We start from the raw sequence: 14,883 nt of genomic DNA, 5'->3' as shown, positions 1-14,883 counted from the left end.
GCCAGCGGCTTCACGGCGCGCGCATATGCGAAGGCGGCGCGCCCCGGAAAAGGTGCGCGCCGCCTTCATGACGACGGAGCGTCGGACCTCACAGGTCGAGGCCGAGTTCGAGCTTGCCGCCCGGGATCGCGTCGAGCAGGTCCTTCGTATACTGCTGCTTGGGGTGCAGGAAGACCTCGTCGGTCGTGCCGTGCTCGACGAGCCTGCCGTGCTGCATGACGACGACGTCGTCGGCGATCTGGCGCACGACGGCCAGGTCGTGCGTGATAAACAGGTAGCTCAGCCCGTTCTTCGTCTGCAGGTCGTTGAGCAGATGGAGCACCTGGTCCTGCACGAGCACGTCGAGCGCGGACACGGCCTCGTCGCAGACGATGACGTCCGGGTTGAGCGCCATTGCGCGCGCGATCGCGATGCGCTGGCGCTGGCCGCCGGACAGCTCGTTCGGGTAGCGCTGCATGACCGATTCGGGCAGCTCGACCATGTCGAGCAACTCGCGCACGCGCACCGCACGGCTCGTCTTGTCGCCGATGCCGTGGATGCGCAGCGGCTCCTCGATCGAACGGAAGATCGAGTACATCGGGTCGAGCGAGCCGTAGGGGTTCTGGAACACCGGCTGCACGTGCCTGCGGAAGGCGAGCAGCGACTTGCCCTTGAACTGGCTGATGTCCTGGCCGTTGTAGGTGACGGTGCCGCTCGTCGGCTTGAGCAGCTTGAGCACCATGTTCGCCACCGTCGACTTGCCGGAGCCGGACTCGCCGACGATCGCGAGCGTCGTGCCTCGCTTGACCTTGAAGCTGACATCGTCGACGGCCTTGAACATCTCCTTGCGGCGCGGGAGCTTGAACTCCTTCGTCAGATGCTCGACGTCGATGACGACGTCGGCGTGCTCGAGCGAATCCTCGTTGACCTTGTGCTCCATCAGCGCGCTCGCGTCGTCGCCGCGCTCCTCGACGGAGACGATGCGCTGAGAGGCGAGCGACGGGGCGGCGGCGACGAGACGCTTCGTGTACGGATGCTGCGGGTGCTGGAGCACCTCGAGCGACGGGCCGGATTCGACGACCTGTCCCTTGTACATGACGACGATGTGCTGCGCGCGCTCGGCGGCGAGGCCGAGGTCGTGCGTGATGAACAGCACCGCCGTGCCGAGTGAATCGGTGAGCCCCTGCAGATGGTCGAGGATCCTCTTCTGCACGGTCACGTCGAGCGCCGAGGTCGGCTCGTCGGCGATGAGCAGCTCGGGGCGGCACGCCAGGCCGATCGCGATGAGCGCGCGCTGGCGCATGCCGCCGGAGAACTCGTGCGGGTACTGGCGTGCGCGCACGGCCGCGTCCGGCAGGCCCGCCTCGTCGAGCAGGCCGGCGATGCGGTCGTTCATCGTCGATCCGAGGACGTACTTCTTCGCGATGTACCAGGCGTCGTCGTCCTTGACGCCGGCCTTGATCAGGTCGTCGGCGACGCGCCAGCGGGTCTCGGAGCCCGGGACCCATTCGGAGTGGAAGTACGCCATCTTCTTCTCGAGGGCGTCGCCGGTCACGCCGACCTTGACGAGCGCCTGCTCGGCGGCCTCGATGAGCTCGGGCAGCTCCTTCGAGCCGAGGAAGGTCTCGTCGCCCTCGCTCTTGATCTCGATGTCCGCGTCGGCGAGCGCCTTCGCGAGTTCGGAGCGCTTCTCATGCGCGACGTCCATGTTGTTCGCGACGAGCGCCTCCTTGACCTGCGTGCCGATGCGCCACACCGGGTTGAGGTTGCTCATCGGGTCCTGCGGCACGAGGCCCATCTTCGAGCCGCGCACGGTGACGAACTGCTTCTGCGTGTAATGCGAGATCTCGGTGCCGTTGAGCTTGATCGAGCCGCCTACGACCTTGCCGGTGCCCGGCAGCAGGCCGAGGCAGGCCATCGCCGACGTCGACTTGCCGGAGCCGGATTCGCCGACGATCGCGACCCACTGGCCCGGATAGACGCTGAACGACGAATCGCGCACCGCGTGCACGGCGCGGCCGTCGTCGGTTGTGAAGTCGACCTGCAGGTCCTTGACCTCGAGGAGCGGACCCTCCTGACGCTGCAGGTCGTCGAGCTTCTGCTCGATATTCGTATCTTCTGTCATTGCTTACTCCTACGGGAATCTCAGGCCGTGCGGCTCTTCGGGTCGAGCGCGTCCTTGACGGCGTCGCCCATCATGATGAACGCCAGCACGGTGATCGCAAGCGCGACGGACGGGTAGAACAGCACCATCGGATCGGTGCGCAGGATCGACTGCGCCTTCGAGATGTCGCCGCCCCAGCTGACCGTCGTCGACGGCAGGCCGATGCCGAGGAAGCTCAGCGTCGCCTCGGAGACGATGTACGAACCGAGCGACGTCGTCGCGATGACGATGATCGGCGAGACCGAGTTCGGCAGGATGTGGCGGAACAGGTTGCGCGTCGGCGTCGAACCGAGCGCCGTCGACGCCGTGTTGAACTCGAGGTTCTTCGACGAAAGCACGGCGCCGCGCGCGATGCGCGCCGTCGAGACCCAGCCGAAGAGCGCGAGCACGAGCACGACCTTCCAGATCGACGTGACCGTGCGGAACATCTGCAGCACGACGATCGCGCCGAGCAGCATCGGAATCGCCATGAAGATGTCGACGATGCGGCTGAGGACCGCATCGACCCAGCCGCCGAAGAAGCCGGCGACGGCGCCGATGAGCGTGCCGACGGCGACGACGATGAGCGTCGTCAGGATGCCGACGCTCAACGACGTGCGCGTGCCGTAGACGACGCGCGAGTAGACGTCGCATCCCTGCAGGTCGAATCCGAACGGATGGCCCGGTCTGGACGGTTCGAGCGAATTGTCGAGGTTGCAGTAGTTCGGGTCGTTCTTCGTGAAGACGCCCGGGAAGAGCGCGACGAAGACGATGCAGATGATGAGGATGCCCGAGATGATGAACAGCGGGTTCTTGCGCAGCGTGCGCCATGCGTCCGCCCACATGCTCGTCGCTGGGGCCGATTCGTCAACCGTGTCCACGGTCTGCAGCGGCGTCTCGTCGAGCGGCGCGACGTAGCGTTCCTGGCCCGGCAGCGGTTTCGTGATGTCTGTCATTGTCCTACTCTCCCTCACGCGTAGCGGATGCGCGGATCAAGCGCCGCGTACAGCAGATCGACCAGCAGGTTGCACACGACGAACACGAGCGTGAGCAGCGTGACGACCGAGACGACCATGTTCGCCTCACCCTTGAGGATGCTCTGGTAGGTGAGGAATCCGACGCCGTGGATGTTGAAGATCTGTTCGGTGATCATCGCGCCGCCCATCAGCGCGCCGAGGTCCTGGCCCAGATAGGTGACGACCGGGATCATCGAGTTGCGCAGGATGTGGCGGAAGGTGACGGCCGTGTTGCTCATGCCCTTCGCACGCGCGGTGCGCACATAGTCCATCGCGATGTTCGACGAGACCTCGGAACGCGCCAGTCGGATGATGTACGCCATCGAGACCGAGCCGAGCACCATCGCGGGCATCAGCAGGTCGAGGAATCCGGGGTTCGAGCCGGCGGTCACCGGTAGGATGCGCCATTTGACGCCGAGGAGGTACTGTCCGAGGAAGCCGGTGACGAAGGTCGGCACCGAGATCAGCAGCAGCGAGACGATCAGGATGACCGAGTCGTACCACTTGCCCTTCTTCAGGCCGGAGATGACGCCGAACACGCAGCCGAAGATCGCCTCGAAGCAGAACGCCATCAACGCGAGCTTGATCGTGACCGGGAACGCGCGCCCGATCTCCGCGATGACGGGCTGTCCGGCGAAGGTCTCGCCGAAGTTGAGGCTCAGCGCGTTCTTCAGGAACAGCAGGTACTGCACGATGAACGGCTTGTCCAGATTGTATTCGGCGCGGATCTGGGCAGCGACGGCTTCATTGACGGGCTTGTCTCCGAACATCGCCTTGACCGGGTCACCCGGGAGTGCGAAGACGAGCGCATACACCAACAGTGTCGTACCGAGAACCACGGGGATCATCTGCAGGATGCGGCGCAGAAGATATTTGCCCATTGGTTGCTCCTTGTTGTCTTACAGACCGCATCAGGGCACGACGCGTCATGCCGCTCGCGGTCGCGGTATCCAGTAAGTCTACCGCATGACTTGACTTACCGGACGGATTCGCCCCTCTTTTGCCGTTTCCACGGCCATTTTGCCCACGTTCTGAGCGAACGGCGCGCCCAGGCGCCGATTCGCGCCGATTCCTTCCACCGCACCGCGTCCCACACTGTGGGCATCGCGGCGGACTGGACGAAGTACGGCGTTAAACCGGTCATTTATTCGAAAAGTGACCGGAAGGGGGACCTCATGCACGAACAGCTGACCGTGACCGTCCGCATCGAGTTCTTCGACGACGAATCCGAGCAATCCGAGGAGACGGGGCGGGACTGAGCGGCGAACGCTGCACGTCGCCGTCGCGACGACGGGAACGGATATGAGGAAGGGCTCCGGAACCTCGATGGTTCCGGAGCCCTTCCTCATGCAGTGTCGCGGCACCGAACGGCCTCACCCGTTCGACGTCCCGCGCCGGCTCACTTCGTCATGTTCTCGTAGATCGGCTGGTTCTGCCAGTCCATCTCGAAGCCCTTGACGCCCTTGGCGGCGACGCCGTCCGCGTTCGAGTAGTACAGCGGGACGGCCGGCAGCTGCTCGAGCAGGATCTCCTCGGTCTGGTGATACAGGTCGATCTGCTCGTCGGTGTTCGTCGCGGCGGCGGCCTTGCTCAGCAGCTCGTCGACCTCGGCGTTCTTGTAGTCGCCGTCGTTCGAGCCGTTGCCGTCGGCCGCGTCCGAATCATAGAGCTGATACAGGTAGTTCTCGGCCGACGGGTAGTCCGGCTGCCAGCCGGTGCGGAACGCTCCGTCGATCTTGCGGTCGGAGACCGCGTTGCGGAACTCCTGGAAGGTCGGCATCGGGTTCGTCGCGGCCTTGATGCCGAGGGTGTTCTTCACCTGGTTGACGACCGCGTCATAGATCGGCTGCGCGCCGCCGTCGGCGTTGAACGAGAAGGTGAGCGTGCCGTCCCACTTGGCGATGGCTTCGGCCTTGGCCCACAGCTTCTTCGCCTCAGTCGGATTGGCCTTGAGGTACTTGCCGTTCTTGAGGTCCTTCGAATAGCCCGGGATGACCGGCGCCGTGAAGTCGGTGGCCGGCGTGCCGACGCCGTTGAGCACCTTGTCGACGATCTGCTGGCGGTCGATCGCCATCGACAGCGCCTGGCGGCGCAGCTGGCCTTCCTCGGTGTTGGTCTCCCAATGCTTCATGTTCGCCGGGATCGTGAAGGTCTGAATGACCGAACCGGCCTTGTTGTAGGCCTCGACCGACGGATCCTTCTCGAAGGTCTTCGTGTCGGCGGCCGGGACCGTGTCCATGACGTCGAGATTGCCGGCCTGCACGTCCGCGTAGGCCGAATCCGGCGACGTGTAGATCTTAAAGGTGACGCCGTCGTTCTTCGGCTGTTCCTCGCCCTTGTAGTCGGCGTTCTTCGTCAGCACGATCTGCGAGTTGTGGTCCCACTTGTCGAACTTGTACATGCCGTTGCCGACCGGCTTCTCGCCGAAGGCCTTCGGATCCTTGTAGAAGGATTCCGGAAGCGGCGCGAAGGCCAGATAGCCGACCTTGATCGGGAAGACCGAATCCTGCTGGTCGAGGTCGACGGTGAAGGTCTTGTCGTCGATGACCTTGAGGCCCGAGAGCTGCTCGTCGCCCTTGAGGCCGTCCTTCTGCAGATCGTCATAGCCCTTGATCATGCTGAAGAACGACGAGCACTTCTGCGCGTTCTTCGCGTTCGCCGTGTAGCTCCACGACTTCGTGAAGGACTCGGCCGTCACCGGCGTGCCGTCGGTGAACTTCCAGCCGTCCTTGAGCTTGACGGTGTACTGGGTCGCGTCCTTGTTCGGCTCGATCGATTCGGCGACCTCCATCTTCGTGTCGCCCTTCGAATCGTAGCGCACGAGGTTCGCGAAGAGCAGCTGACCGACCTTGCCGCCGCCGGTCTCGTTCGTGTTGCCCGGGATCAGCGCGTTCTGCGGCTCCGAGTTGTAGGCGGTGATGACGTTGCCGCCGGCGTTCGACGAGTCGCCCGCTGCGCCGCAGCCGCCGAGCAGCATGCCGAGGGCGCAGGCACCTGCGACGACGGCGATTGCCTTCTTCTTCATGGGATTACTCCTTTTTCCTTGAGATCGGACGGCGGGGCGAGCCCCGCCGAAAACGATGGGGCCGAAACCGTTCGAGTTCCGACCCCATCGCCGATTAACTACCCATTGTGCCACAGCCACGCAACCACCTGAGACGATAACGCTGTCAGCGCCAACGGCCCGATCGTCGCTCCGAGCGACTCCCCCGCCGGCGCAGGCGATGCTCGATTCCGCCGCGGAACGGCGCCGCTGCAATGGGTTAGCCCGCACCCGCCCCACCGTTTCGTCGATTGTCGCGGCGCTGCGAGCGTTTGCAGTCCGCTCGCGACGACATCGCGGCGATGCCCCATAGCGTTCTCACTACGTGAAACCGCATCCGCCTATGCGCGCGGGAAGGCCTGCGCGTAGCGCGCCTTGAGCTGTTCGATCGAGACATGCGTGTAGCGCTGCGTCGTCTGCAGCGATGCATGTCCGAGCATCTCCTGCACCTCGCGCAGGTCGGCGCCGCCGTCGAGCATATGCGTCGCCGCGCTGTGGCGCAACGCATGCGGCGAGATGTCGGGGACGCCGGCGCGCGCCGCCTCGCGGTGGACGACGCCGCGCACGACGCGCTGGTCGACGCGGCCGCCGCGCGCGCCGAGGAACAACGCGCTTCCCGAACGCGCGTTCGCCAGACGCGGCCTGCCCTCGCCCGTCCACTGCTCGAGCGCGCGCTGCGCCGGCGCGCCGAAGGGCACGACGCGCTGCTTGTTCCCCTTGCCAGTGACGGTGATCGTGCGGTTGCCGTAGCGCACGCTGTCCAGATCCATCGACACGAGCTCGGCGACGCGGATGCCGGTCGCGTAAAGCACCTCGAGCATCGCGCAGTCGCGCAGCGCGAGCGCATGCCGATGCGGGTCGCGCTCGTCCGACGGCTCCATGTCGGCCGTGTCCATCAGCGCCTCTGCCTGCGTCTCGTTGAGCACGGCGGGCAGCGTCTTCGACAGCTTCGGCGTGCTCAGCGAGGCGGCCGGGTCGTGCGCAAGACGGCCGTGCCGCTGCGCCCACGCGAAGAACCCGCGCACGGCGATCGTCCGGCGCGCGAGGCTGCTCTTCGCAATCCGTTTCGCATCATGCGCCATCCACATCCGCAGATCGTCGAGCGTCACGTCGTCGAGCGACGTCCTCCCGAAGGAGGCGAGCACGTCGACGCAGGCGAGCAGGTCGGAGCGGTAGGCGGCCACCGTATGCTCGCTCAGCCCCCTCGCGCCGCGCAGATACCCCATGTATTCCTCGACCATCCGTCGCGCATCCGCCATCGTCCCGCTCCCTCGTCCGTTCCGTCACAGCCCGGCCGTCCCGTCGCCGCCGTGCGACCACTCTACCGCCCGCACGCTATCGGCGCCGACGTCGCCGGGGCGGTCGCGCAATTGGGACGCGCAACCGCCCCGGTCTCGCATCGTGAGATTCGATACATCATCGACATGGCGGCGCGGATGCCGGACAATCGCTGGAACGACGCCGATGCAACGCATGGTTGCCTGCGTTTGCGCCCGATGCAACCGCAAGATGGCGGACTGTGAAGCCGATGTCGGCGATAGTGGAAGGCAAGCGGCCCGCGACGTGGCCACGGCGGCGGACAGGAGATCGGTCCGGGAAAATGGACATTCCGATCTCCGACGCCGTCCGGCACGATACGCTTCGGTCGTGGAGATCCGCCCCCGTTCCGATATGGACGGACGCCGCGGCGGCAGGGCCGCACGGTGACCGTTGTCATATGCGACGCCGAACGGCATCGCATATCGTGACGGCGGTCACGGCCCCGCGCATGCGCGGCGGCGGATAATTGGGGACCGGGTAACGACATCGGGCGCATGGCCCCCGCGCGAACTTGCGCATCCATGCGCGATTGCACGAACATACACGCGAAAGGTTCACATGAACAGGAAATCAACAGGCGCCACCATGCCGAAAACCGACCCGATCGTCGCCAGGGCGGTCGATCTGTATAAGACCTACGGCGACACCGACAGCCAGGTGACGGCGCTCGACCACGTCAGCGTCGACTTCCGACGCGGCGAACTCACGGCGATCATGGGCCCGTCGGGCTCGGGCAAGTCGACGCTGATGCACTGCATGGCCGGCCTCGACGTGCCGACGAGCGGCGAGGTCCTCGTCGAGGACCTCGAGGTCTCGTCGATGAACCAGAAGCAGCTCACGCAGCTGCGACGCAAGGAGATCGGCTTCATCTTCCAGTCCTTCAACCTCGTGCCGACATTGACGGCCGAGGAGAACATCCTGCTGCCGTTGCAGATCGCGCACCGTCCGATCGACCGCGACTGGTTCGACAAGGTCGTCTCCGTCGTCGGCCTTGAAAACCGCCTCGATCACCGCCCGAGCCAGCTTTCGGGCGGCCAGCAGCAGCGCGTCGCCTGCGCCCGCGCGATGATGGAGCGTCCGAGCGTCATCTTCGCCGACGAGCCGACCGGCAACCTCGACTCGCGTTCGAGCCGCGAGGTGCTCGGGTTCCTGCGCCAGTGCGTGCGCGACTACGGGCAGTCGATCGTCATGGTGACGCACGACCCGCGCGCCGCGAGCTTCGCCGGCCGCGTGCTCGTATTGTCCGACGGCTCGATCACGCAGGACATGGACCATCCGACCTACGACGACATCCTCGCCGTCTTCGCCGAGCACGACGACCCGGACAACGGCCCGGTCGACGTCGAGCCCGTGACCACCAAGGAGGACTGAGCCAACGATGTTCCGCATAGGTCTACGAGACACCAGGGCCCATTTCCGCCGCTTCATCATGTCGATCATCGCGATCGCGCTCGGCGTCGCCTTCGTCGTCGGCTCGTTCTGCTTCCGCGAGATGCTCAACGACCAGGTCGCGCAGATGATGGGGTCGAACTCGGACGCCGACGTCTACGTGCGCGGCGCCACCGAGCAGAAACAGGACGGCGAGGACGGCTTCGCCGAATACAACAGCACCTACAACGAGATCAGCACCGACGTCATCGCCGACATCGAGAAGGTCGACGGCGTCGTCAGCGCCGACGCGACGCATCAGCTGAGCAACGTCGTGCTGCTCGACCACAACGGCGACGCGATGGCGACGGTCGGCGCACCGACGCTCGTCATCGGCGTCGACGAGCAGGATCCGTGGCGTTCGGCGCACTTCGTCTCCGGCGGCTACCCGCAAACGGACGACGAGATCGCGTTGCTCGAGGACACGGCCGGCAAGGCCGGGCTGAAGACCGGCGACACGGCGAAGATCGTCGTCGACGGCGAGGCGCACGAGAAGACCGTCTCCGGCGTCTTCACGTCGCCGTCGACGCAGCTCGGCGCGATCCTGATCCTCGCACCGCCGAGCTTCGTCGAGCATACGTTGCAGCAGGAGGGCGAGGACACGTCGAGCGTCCAGTTCATCGGCGTCTACGGCGACAAGTCGACGCCGCTCGATGCCGAGGCGCAGCAGCGGCTCGCCGACCGCATCAACAAGGAGCTGCCGAAGAGCGCCGACGCGCACGCCGTCACCGGAGACTCGGTGCGCGACGACGCGACGAAGAGCATCCAGGACCAGCTCGGCTTCATCCAGCCGCTGATCCTGATCTTCGCGGCGATCGCATTGTTCGTCGGCGCGTTCATCATCGCGAACACCTTCACGATGATCGTGCGCGAATCCATGCGCGGCTACGCGCTGCTGCGCTCGGTCGGCGCCTCGCCGCTGCAGGTCTTCGCGAGCGTCCTCGTGCAGGCCGTCATCCTCGGCCTCGTCGGCTCCGGCATCGGCGTGCTGCTCGGCTGGGGTCTGCTCGAGCTCATCGCCAAGGGCATGACGAGCAGCGGCATGCCGCTGTCCGGCTCCCCCGCCCCGTCGGCGACCGACGTCGTCATCGGCCTGATCGTCGGCGTCGTCGTCACGATCGTTGGCGCGACGCTGCCGGCGAAGACGGCCGCGACGGCGCCGCCGATCCAGGCGATGAACGAGACCGTCAACCCGGAGAAGCCGGTCAGGACGCGCGGCTGGATCGGTGCGGCGATGGTCGTCGTCGGCGCCGCCTGGTGGACGCTGTGCTACCTCGACGCCGACAAGCGCGTCGACTGGGCCTGGCTCAAGGACCTCGGCTCCGGCTGGACGCTCGGTCTGGGCGCGGCCTTCATCATCATCGGCGCGATCGTCTGCGCGCCGGCCTTCGTCGCCCCGTCGGCGAAGGTGCTCGGCTGGATCCCCGAGAAGCTGTTCCCGGTCACCGGCAAGCTCGCGACGCGCAACATCGGCCGCGCGAAGCGGCGCACCGCGAACACGGCGGCCGCGCTGTTCGTCGGCATCGCGATTGTCAGCTGCCTCGGCGTCGTCGCGTCGTCGATGAAGACCTCGGTGAGCAATCTCGTCGACAACAACGTCAACGCCGACTACGTGGCGATGACGGCGAGCATGACGCAGCCGATCTCCACGAAGGCCGTCGACGCGATCGAGAAGACCGAAGGCGTCGGCGCATCGTCGGCCGTGTACATGCTGCCGACGGTGAAGGTGACGAACGCGGCGAAGGACGTCATGACGGCCGCCGTCAAGTCCGACCTGCTCACGAGGCTCGCTCCGATCGAAAAGCAGGACGGCGACGCCGCGACGGTGATCGTCGACGGACAGGTCGCCGTCGGCCGCATGGTCGCCGACGACGAGCATTGGAAGATCGGCGACGTCATCGATCTCGAATCGGAGAACACGAGCGTCGACGAGGCGGCCACGAAGCAGGCCTCGGAGGCGTACCGGAAGAAGATCGAGGAGCAGGCGACGGCGCTGCAGCGCGAGGCGCAGAGCCTCGCCGCGGCCGGCGACGCCGCGGGCGCCCAGGCCAAGGCGAGACAGGCCGAGGACGTCGTCAGGCAGGGGCAGGACGTCGACCCGAAGCAGTTCGTCAGGACGAAGACCGAGACGAAGACGGCGAAGGTCACGATCGGTGCGATCATCGACGATGCGCTGTATGCGGACAGCATCTTCGTCTCGTTGCCGACGGCCGAGAAACTCACGGACGAGGACATGATGATGATCACGCAGATGTACGTGCAGGCGAAACCCGGCGCGGACGTCGCGAAGCTCGGCGAGGACCTGAAGAAGACCGCGAAGCCGTTCTACACGGTCTCGATCCTCACGCGCGACGAGTTCAAGTCGTCGATGAGCTCGATGATCGACTCGATGCTCGCGATCATCTACGCGCTGCTCGCGCTGTCGATCGTCATCGCGATCTTCGGCATTGTCAACACGTTGGCGCTCAACGTCTCCGAACGCACGAAGGAGATCGGACTGCTGCGCGCGATCGGCACGTCGAACGGCCAGGTGCGCGGCATGCTCGCGATCGAGGCGGTCATCCTGTCGGTGTTCGGCACGCTCGTCGGCATCGTCGTCGGCGTCGCGGCGGGCGTCGTCATCCGCGTCGCCTACGAGGAGCAGGGCCTGACGACGCTGACGATCCCGTGGGGCCAGCTCGTGCTGTTCCTCGTCGTCGCGATCGTCGTCGGCCTCGTCGCCAGCATCTCGCCTGCGCACCGCGCGCTCAAGCAGCCGGTGCTCGACGCCGTCGCGAGCGAGTGACCCGAAACGTACGACGAGGCGGGCCCCGCGCACATCGTGCGCGGGGCCCGCCTCGTTCCGCGTGCATATGTCGATTGGGCGCGCCGACTACAATGCCGTCCTGCATGCGACGGCAGGCCGCATGCAGGACGATCAGAAAGGCGGCCGTCATGAGACTTCCCGAACACATCCCCGCCGGCGCGCGCGTCGTCGTGCGCCTCCACGCCGGCGTCGACGAACGCACCGGACGCATGCAGTACCGCGACGTCGTCGGCCATGTCCGCTCATGGGACGGCGAGACACTCGAGATGACGCGCGACGCGGCGGCGAACGGCTCGCGGCCGGCGCAGGACGTCAGCATCCGCCCCGAGGACATCGCGATCCTCAAGCCGGTGCCGGAGCGCCCGGTCAGACGATGAACTGACGTTCGGCGAGCGCGTGGTGCCCGGAGGTGAAGCGCACGATGTGCTCGCCGCGCTTGGCCGATTCGAGCAGGTCGCGGCGCCAGTCGTCGGCGCTGATCCTGATCGTCGTGAACACGGTCTGCGTCTCGCCTGTCGTGATCGCCTCGCGCTGCCTCGCCTTGTAGTCGCGATACGGCTGTCCTTCGGCGAAGAAGCGGCGCAGCGTCGCCTTGTCGTCGTCGTGCAATGCGTCGGCGAAGGATTCGAGACGGCGCGCCATGCTGCGCAGCAGCGTCTCGACGTTGTCGGCGTTCTCGACGATCATCGCCGCCGTGCGCGCCGGGTCGGTGAGCGCGACGCGCGTCATGTCGCGCCACGATCCGGCGGACAGCGCGGCCGCGATGTTGCGGTCCGGGTTCGCCGTCAGCTCGTTGATGAGCGCCGTCGAGACGACGTGCGGCATGTGCGAGATCAGCGATGCGGCGCGGTCGTGTGTCTCGTCGTCGATGACGATCATCGTGTTGCGCAGGCCTCGCGTGATCATGCCGGCGACCTGCACGATGCGCGCGTAATCGGTATGGTGGTCGTAGGTGAGCGCCCACAGCGCGTTGTCGAAGATCGACGGGTCGGCGGCCGCCCATCCGGAGTGTTCGTTGCCGGTCATCGGGTGGGCGCCGACGTAGCAGTCGGTGATGCCGGCAGCATGCACCTGCTCGCGTACGAGTCCCTTGACGCTGCCGACGTCGGTGAGCGTCGTGCGCGCCGGATCGATGATCGGCCTGATCGTCTCGAGGATCTTCGGCATCGCGACGAGCGAGTTGCACAGCACGATGACGTCCGGATGCTCGGCGACGAGCTCCTCGAGGCTGTCCTTGCAGTCGATGCCGACGGCGCGCGCCGCCACGTACGGATGCGGGCGGTGGTTCCACGCGCTCACATGGATGCCCGCCGAGTGCAGGCGCAGCGCGAGTGAGCCGCCGATGAGCCCGAGTCCGACGATGGCGATGTGCCGCGGGCAGTCGATGCCCTCCGGGCCGATGTCGGGCATCGTCACCGTCTCCTCGATCGTCGTGTCCGTCACCTCTACGGAGCCAGCTACCTCTTCTACCACAGCAGTTCCTTTCGCATCGTCGCATCATCGCTTCGGGAAGCGGACAATGTCTCGTTGGTCTCCATAGTGCATCGTACCCCGCCTTGCGGAAGCATCCATTCGTCCACCGGCGGGTGCGGCCGCTCGCGGCGCGGATAGACGGCGAGCGTCTTGATCCAGTCGCCGTGTTCGATGATTTCGACGAGCAGCGCGTGGAAGCGCGGCTCCCATGGCGCCGCGTCGAGCGTCGCAATGAAGCTGTAGGTGCCGTCATGGCCCTTGATCGGGCGCGAGATGAAGCTCGTCATGTTGAGTCCGGCGTCGCGGATCGCGTCGAGCGCGTCGGCGAGGACGCCCGGACCGGTCGCCAACGGAATGAACGTGAGGATCGATTCGAATTCGGCGACGCCGCGCGCGCGTGCGGCCATGAGTTCGTCGTGCACGTCGTCGCGGCGCGCGATGACGAGGAACTCGGTGCGCGCGCCGTGGAAGTCCTCGACGCCCCGTGCGACGAGGCGCAGCCCGTACAGGCTTCCGCAGATCTCGGGGCCGAAGGCGATGCGGCCGTCGACGAGGTCGCGGCAGGCGGCCGCGTTCGACGCCGCCGGCATCTCGCGCAGCCGATGGGACTGCGTGAAGCGACGGCACTGCGCGAGTCCGTGCGGATGCGCCGACGCGCCCGTGCAGACGCGGCAGACGGCGTCGAGTTCGGATTCGCCGTCCTTGCGCGCCGCCATCGCCCGCTCGTAGGTCGTCGGCGTGACGAAGGCGCAGAAGGTCACGTCGACGCCGACGCGCGCGAAGCCGGCGACGTCGCGCGCGTCGATGAGCATGTCGAGGTTCGGCACGACGTAGCCTTCGACGTTGTTCTCCCAGGCGACGACGCCCCATCCGCTCCCCTCGCCGACGGCGCGCACGATCGACGCGGCGTCGGCGCACGGCTCCAACGTGACGTCGGCGGCGGCGCCCGCGGCGAGCAGCCGCGACGCCTCGATCGCCGCCTGATGCGTGAAGGTGCCCTCCGGCCCCAGATAGTACAGCCGACGCGCGCCCATCAGATGGCCTTCCCCGCGGCGTCGGCGGATGCGGCAGCGGCGTCGTTCCGCGGGGCGGCCGCCGGCGCGACGCGGAACCACCGCGCCGGGCAGATGAGCAGCAGAAGCTGGACGATGAGCGATCCGTACAGCCAGATGTACCCCGCATGCTGCGACCACCACGGAATCGTCGTCGCATGGAAGCCGATCGGCAGCATCAGGTCGCCGCCGGGCCCCGGCATCGCCATGCACCAGACGGCCAGATAGGAGACGCTCAGATGCAATGCCAGGCCGGGGACGCCGCCGCGCGCGCGGGCGCACCACGCGGAGGCGCCGATGAGGACGAACGCGAGCACGAGACCGTAGGGGATGTTCGCCGACGCGCCCATGCGGTGCGCGAGCGTGCCGAGCACGCCCGCCGCGACGGCGCTGGCGATCGTGACGAGGCTGCGGACGAAGACGTTCTGCCGGTGGCTCCATGGCAGGTCGGAGCGGCGCACGGCGTCGCGCGACCGCATCGGATTGGGGTCGGAGGTGCTCATAGCCACCCAGTGTAGGCGAACCATGCGAAGACGTCGCGAAGGCATCGTGCCGGCCCGCGCGGGTGTACCGGGCCATGCGCGGCAGTATTGCACGGCCGATATGGACGCGCGGCCGCATAG

Annotated in this window: 12 protein-coding genes; 4 read left to right on the top strand and 8 right to left on the bottom strand. The window is 66.6% G+C overall.

The window, feature by feature from the left end; genetic code table 11:
* Positions 1 to 88: 88 nt before the first annotated feature.
* The 3 genes from BCHO_RS07855 to BCHO_RS07845 are packed head-to-tail and all read right to left on the bottom strand — an operon-like array spanning position 89 to position 4,019.
* The gene (locus BCHO_RS07855) at positions 89 to 2,104 is read right to left on the bottom strand and encodes a dipeptide ABC transporter ATP-binding protein (RefSeq protein ID WP_024540571.1); all 2,016 of its coding nucleotides are present in this window, start codon (positions 2,102 to 2,104) and stop codon (positions 89 to 91) included.
* A gap of 20 nt (positions 2,105 to 2,124) precedes the next feature.
* Positions 2,125 to 3,078: an ABC transporter permease gene (locus tag BCHO_RS07850; RefSeq protein WP_024540572.1), complete on the bottom strand. Its 954-nt coding sequence runs from the start codon at positions 3,076 to 3,078 to the stop codon at positions 2,125 to 2,127.
* Positions 3,079 to 3,092: 14 nt separating this feature from the next.
* On the bottom strand, positions 3,093 to 4,019 hold the full coding sequence (locus BCHO_RS07845) for an ABC transporter permease (RefSeq protein WP_024540573.1): 927 nt from the start codon (positions 4,017 to 4,019) through the stop codon (positions 3,093 to 3,095).
* 90 nt (positions 4,020 to 4,109) lie between these two features.
* Here BCHO_RS07845 and BCHO_RS07840 point away from each other — a divergent pair, with 90 nt between their 5' ends.
* Complete coding sequence (locus BCHO_RS07840; protein WP_024540574.1) at positions 4,110 to 4,397, top strand: hypothetical protein; 288 nt, start codon at positions 4,110 to 4,112, stop codon at positions 4,395 to 4,397.
* 140 nt (positions 4,398 to 4,537) lie between these two features.
* Here BCHO_RS07840 and BCHO_RS07835 read toward each other — a convergent pair whose 3' ends face one another.
* Positions 4,538 to 6,163, bottom strand: a complete 1,626-nt coding sequence (locus tag BCHO_RS07835) for a peptide ABC transporter substrate-binding protein (RefSeq protein WP_024540575.1) — start codon at positions 6,161 to 6,163, stop codon at positions 4,538 to 4,540.
* 359 nt (positions 6,164 to 6,522) lie between these two features.
* Entirely contained in the window at positions 6,523 to 7,440 is a 918-nt protein-coding gene (locus tag BCHO_RS07830; RefSeq protein WP_024540576.1) for a tyrosine recombinase XerC, read from the bottom strand.
* A 646-nt stretch (positions 7,441 to 8,086) separates the two neighbouring features.
* Here BCHO_RS07830 and BCHO_RS07825 point away from each other — a divergent pair.
* The 3 genes from BCHO_RS07825 (at position 8,087) to BCHO_RS07815 (ending at position 12,112) form a co-directional block, all read left to right on the top strand.
* Positions 8,087 to 8,872 (top strand): ABC transporter ATP-binding protein, encoded by a 786-nt coding sequence (locus tag BCHO_RS07825; protein ID WP_152595891.1) that lies wholly within the window; start codon positions 8,087 to 8,089, stop codon positions 8,870 to 8,872.
* 7 nt (positions 8,873 to 8,879) lie between these two features.
* A complete protein-coding gene (locus BCHO_RS07820; RefSeq protein WP_024540578.1) occupies positions 8,880 to 11,714 on the top strand; it encodes an ABC transporter permease in 2,835 nt (944 codons plus the stop codon).
* Between the two features lie 149 nt (positions 11,715 to 11,863).
* Complete coding sequence (locus BCHO_RS07815; protein WP_024540579.1) at positions 11,864 to 12,112, top strand: DUF6725 family protein; 249 nt, start codon at positions 11,864 to 11,866, stop codon at positions 12,110 to 12,112.
* On the opposite strand, the gene BCHO_RS07810 is transcribed toward BCHO_RS07815, so the two are convergent.
* From BCHO_RS07810 to BCHO_RS07800, 3 genes are read right to left on the bottom strand one after another with little or no spacing between them, the layout of a single operon-like run.
* A complete protein-coding gene (locus BCHO_RS07810; protein WP_051354857.1) occupies positions 12,102 to 13,145 on the bottom strand; it encodes a prephenate dehydrogenase in 1,044 nt (347 codons plus the stop codon). The genes BCHO_RS07815 and BCHO_RS07810 overlap by 11 nt on opposite strands.
* 56 nt (positions 13,146 to 13,201) lie before the next feature.
* Positions 13,202 to 14,242: a prephenate dehydratase gene (locus tag BCHO_RS07805; protein ID WP_024540581.1), complete on the bottom strand. Its 1,041-nt coding sequence runs from the start codon at positions 14,240 to 14,242 to the stop codon at positions 13,202 to 13,204.
* On the bottom strand, positions 14,242 to 14,763 hold the full coding sequence (locus BCHO_RS07800) for an alcohol dehydrogenase (protein ID WP_237743067.1): 522 nt from the start codon (positions 14,761 to 14,763) through the stop codon (positions 14,242 to 14,244). The genes BCHO_RS07805 and BCHO_RS07800 overlap by 1 nt, the downstream gene beginning before the upstream one ends.
* Positions 14,764 to 14,883: the final 120 nt, after the last annotated feature.

The sequence above is a fragment of the Bifidobacterium choerinum genome, from assembly GCF_000741135.1.
In the GTDB taxonomy this organism is placed as follows: Bacteria; Actinomycetota; Actinomycetes; order Actinomycetales; family Bifidobacteriaceae; genus Bifidobacterium; species Bifidobacterium choerinum.
This window is presented reverse-complemented; position numbering and strand designations above follow the sequence as displayed.

Excerpts from the sequence above, each read along its gene's own strand:
- BCHO_RS07830 (WP_024540576.1), bottom strand. The coding sequence starts at position 7,440 with ATGGCGGATGCGCGACGGATGGTCGAGGAATACATGGGGTATCTGCGC.
- BCHO_RS07845 (WP_024540573.1), bottom strand. The coding sequence starts at position 4,019 with ATGGGCAAATATCTTCTGCGCCGCATCCTGCAGATGATCCCCGTGGTT.
- BCHO_RS07850 (WP_024540572.1), bottom strand. The coding sequence starts at position 3,078 with ATGACAGACATCACGAAACCGCTGCCGGGCCAGGAACGCTACGTCGCG.
- BCHO_RS07810 (WP_051354857.1), bottom strand. The coding sequence starts at position 13,145 with ATGCCCGACATCGGCCCGGAGGGCATCGACTGCCCGCGGCACATCGCC.
- BCHO_RS07805 (WP_024540581.1), bottom strand. The coding sequence starts at position 14,242 with ATGGGCGCGCGTCGGCTGTACTATCTGGGGCCGGAGGGCACCTTCACG.
- BCHO_RS07825 (WP_152595891.1), top strand. The coding sequence starts at position 8,087 with ATGCCGAAAACCGACCCGATCGTCGCCAGGGCGGTCGATCTGTATAAG.
- BCHO_RS07815 (WP_024540579.1), top strand. The coding sequence starts at position 11,864 with ATGAGACTTCCCGAACACATCCCCGCCGGCGCGCGCGTCGTCGTGCGC.
- BCHO_RS07800 (WP_237743067.1), bottom strand. The coding sequence starts at position 14,763 with ATGAGCACCTCCGACCCCAATCCGATGCGGTCGCGCGACGCCGTGCGC.
- BCHO_RS07820 (WP_024540578.1), top strand. The coding sequence starts at position 8,880 with ATGTTCCGCATAGGTCTACGAGACACCAGGGCCCATTTCCGCCGCTTC.
- BCHO_RS07835 (WP_024540575.1), bottom strand. The coding sequence starts at position 6,163 with ATGAAGAAGAAGGCAATCGCCGTCGTCGCAGGTGCCTGCGCCCTCGGC.
- BCHO_RS07855 (WP_024540571.1), bottom strand. The coding sequence starts at position 2,104 with ATGACAGAAGATACGAATATCGAGCAGAAGCTCGACGACCTGCAGCGT.